This window comes from Stenotrophomonas sp. 2YAF22 (assembly GCF_052114665.1).
Lineage (GTDB): Bacteria > Pseudomonadota > Gammaproteobacteria > Xanthomonadales > Xanthomonadaceae > Stenotrophomonas > Stenotrophomonas indicatrix.
Window position 1 is genome coordinate 1 of the sequence record NZ_JBFRFE010000667.1, and the last position, 2,293, is coordinate 2,293.

Sequence of the window (2,293 nt, forward strand, 5' to 3'; positions counted from 1 at the left end):
TACCAGGACCAGTACGAACATCCGCTGTGGAAGCAGAATGCCGACACCGCCGCCAGCGCCGGCCATGGTGGCATGGACTGGTTCGTGATCCATGCGTTCGTGGAAGCGCTGAAGGCCAAGGCGCCGATGCCGATCGACATCTACGACGCAGTGACGTGGAGCGCGATTACCCCGTTGAGCGAGCAGTCGATCGCCAACAGTTTCCAGACGCTGGAGTTCCCGGATTTCACTGCCGGTGCGTGGAAGCAGCGCAAGCCGATTTTTGCGTTTGATGGTAAGTACTGATCTGCTCTGTGTAGAGTCGAGCCATGCTCGACTGCTTTGAACACAACGCCGGGCCATGCCCGGCGTTGCTGTCTGCATCGGTGCATTGGCACCCGTAGAGCCGAACCCACGCCCGGCTGTCTTTCCCGCCGACCGCATTAAACTAACGGCCCCACCGTTGGCGGAGCCCCATACCATGCCATGGCAGAAGATCAGCGAACTTCCTGACCAGCGATTCGTCGGCCCCTACGGCACCGAATTCTGGCGAATCCACGAAGGCCAGGTCTTCCACCAGGGTCGGTTGCTGCGCAAGGCCGACGCGGCCAGTTTCGAGTTCATCCCCGAGCACTATTTCATCGCGCGCGATTCGCACGCCGTCTACCACGCCTGGACCCGCCTGCCTGCGATTGACCGCGACAGCTTCCGCCAGTGCGGCGATTACTGGCTGGACAAGCGCAATGTCTACTTCGAATACGAGACTTCGCTGAAAGCCTTGGCCGAAGCCAATTGCGCCACTTTCCGCAGTATGGGCGGCGGCTACGGTGCCGACGATCACGGCGGCTGGTACTGCGGCCGACGCATGAAGCATTGCCTGCGCGGCGACCTGCTGCAGACAATCCCGCAGGACCCGCTGTACGCCGTTGACGACAGCAGCGTCTACTGCGACGGGAAGCCTCTGCCCGGCGTGGATCACGCGCGCTGGCGGCTGCTGGACGGACACTTCTCCGGCGATGGCAGCCGTGTCTACTATTTGGAACGGAAGCTGCCGCGCGTAGATGTGGCGTCGTGGCGTCTGTTGCAGGGGAGCTGGTCGCGGGACCATAAACACCTGTTCCATATGTTCATGATCGAGACCGACCCGATGCTGCGTGCACAGCATGGTTTCACGGATGATGAGGGTTGACGCGCGAAGCGGCTACCGTGACACCTTGATCTGCGTCAGCCGTCCCCCGGACGCCCTGGCATGCGGTACGCGGAACATTGCACCAGGTTGCACGAGTTCGGCCTGCTGCATCATCTTGGGCCACCACTCCAGAAGCCGCGCTGCGCGCTCGTAGTGGTTGAACGTGCTCCAGCCCTTGGCCAGAACGAATACGGTCAGGCCGAGGCGTGCGATCGCCTCGCGCTCTGCGGGCTTGCGATGATGATGATCCTGGGTAACGTGTACGCGGATGCCACGCTGGGTGGCCGCGTCGAAGAGCTCCAGGTCAGTAGTGCCGGGCATCACGAACTCCCTTACGTGGAAGACTTCGTGTTCGTCCGTTCCTGCAATGGCGTCGATGGCCCGGGCCAGCGCGGGCGGAAGATTCTCATCGATCTGCGCCTTCAAGGCGCGGCTCGATTCTCGAACTGCAGTGCTTTCTTCACTGCAGTCAGAGATAGGTCATACAGCTTGGCCACGCGACGCTCGTCGCCACCTTCGGCGCGCAGCGCCTCGACAATGGCGATGGTAGGAACGCCCGATTCGGCAAGGATGGGCTGACCAAAACTGCGCTGTGGATCAAATACCACCGCACGGGATCCCTTCAGTGGGAACCATCGTTCGGCACGATCATCGATGCCCAGTTCGATGCCGTCACGCAGCGAAGGTGCGATGACCTTGCGCATCAYGTCCTGGCGCTTCACCACATCCACCAGTGCTGCATCGCCGCTGTCGCCCACGAGCTCCATGAAAATGCGGCGCCCATCGGTCTTGAAGCTCGTGCTGGTGAAGGGGTACTCCTTACCGAGCCGCTCGTTCAGCTCGACAATGGTTCGCCGCACCAGGTTGAGTGGCACGCCACATGCGACGAATGTGCGGACGAAGCGCAGCTCGATCAGATCGCGAAAGCCAATGCCGTCGATCTCTGAATCGGCCCATTGCGACTTCCACAGGGGAGGGTGGGCTTCCGGATTCCCGTGCTTCCGACCCTGATAGCCCTTCAGCCACCGGCGCAGTTCCGACGAGCTGCCGCCAATGAAGCGCGCAGCATCGGCGTAGGAATAGAGACCGACGCCGAGGCTGTCCTGTGCTGGCAAGGCGATACCC

The 2,293-nt window shown here is 61.8% G+C and carries 3 protein-coding genes and 1 pseudogene; 2 read left to right on the forward strand and 2 right to left on the reverse strand.

Translation table 11 applies throughout. The features are described from left to right. Positions 1-285, forward strand: a pseudogene (locus AB4Y84_RS19700) (gfo/Idh/MocA family oxidoreductase); the annotation flags it as partial. Positions 286-460: 175 nt separating this feature from the next. Continuing rightward, a complete protein-coding gene (locus tag AB4Y84_RS19705; protein ID WP_033832464.1) occupies positions 461-1,168 on the forward strand; it encodes a DKNYY domain-containing protein in 708 nt (235 codons plus the stop codon). A gap of 12 nt (positions 1,169-1,180) precedes the next feature. Here the strand turns inward: AB4Y84_RS19705 and AB4Y84_RS19710 are convergent, their stop codons facing one another. Beyond that, a complete protein-coding gene (locus AB4Y84_RS19710) occupies positions 1,181-1,594 on the reverse strand; it encodes a DUF5615 family PIN-like protein (RefSeq protein WP_033832463.1) in 414 nt (137 codons plus the stop codon). Then, the coding region (locus AB4Y84_RS19715) for a DUF433 domain-containing protein (RefSeq protein WP_442250731.1) at positions 1,591-2,293 on the reverse strand (703 nt) is incomplete at its 5' end. The genes AB4Y84_RS19715 and AB4Y84_RS19710, both read right to left, overlap by 4 nt.

Excerpts from the sequence above, each read along its gene's own strand:
- AB4Y84_RS19705 (WP_033832464.1), top strand. The coding sequence starts at position 461 with ATGCCATGGCAGAAGATCAGCGAACTTCCTGACCAGCGATTCGTCGGC.